The sequence below is a fragment of the Bacillus cereus group sp. BfR-BA-01381 genome (assembly GCF_022663555.1).
GTDB classification, from domain to species: domain Bacteria; phylum Bacillota; class Bacilli; order Bacillales; family Bacillaceae_G; genus Bacillus_A; species Bacillus_A pacificus.
In genome coordinates, this window is sequence record NZ_JAKUFR010000204.1 from 1 (window position 1) to 738 (window position 738).

Consider the following 738-nt stretch of genomic DNA (forward strand, 5'->3'; position numbering starts at 1 on the left):
GGGTATTCAAGGGATTCCTGGTCCGACGGGAGTAACTGGTGAACAAGGAATACAAGGAGTTCAGGGTATTCAAGGAGTAACGGGAGCAACAGGGGATCAAGGTCCACAAGGTATACAGGGGGCTATAGGGACACAAGGGGCAACAGGGGCCACAGGAGATCAAGGTCCACAAGGAATACAAGGAGTACCAGGGCCATCAGGAGCAACAGGCCCACAGGGAGTTCAAGGGCTACAAGGTCCGATGGGTGATATAGGACCAACAGGTCCAGAAGGCCCAGAGGGACTTCAGGGCCCGCAAGGAATACAAGGTGTGCCAGGGCCAGTTGGAGCGACGGGTCCAGAGGGTCCTCAGGGGATACAAGGCATTCAAGGACCTGTAGGAGCAACAGGCCCACAAGGTCCACAAGGAATTCAGGGAATACAAGGTGTGCAGGGGATAACGGGAGCAACTGGAGTACAAGGAGCAACTGGAATTCAAGGGATACAAGGGGAAATAGGAGCAACAGGTCCAGAGGGGCCCCAAGGAGTGCAAGGTGCTCAAGGGGGGATTGGTCCAACCGGTCCGATGGGCCCCCAAGGAGTGCAAGGAGTACAAGGAATACAAGGAGCGACGGGCGCACAAGGAGTGCAAGGTCCACAAGGAATACAAGGAATACAAGGTCCGACTGGGGCAACAGGAGATACGGGAGCAACAGGTGCGACAGGGGAAGGCACTACAGGCCCAACAGGAGTAACAGG

The 738-nt window shown here is 56.0% G+C and carries 1 pseudogene; it reads left to right on the forward strand.

The window, feature by feature from the left end:
* Positions 1–738: pseudogene (locus tag MR079_RS28275) on the forward strand (collagen-like protein); the annotation flags it as partial.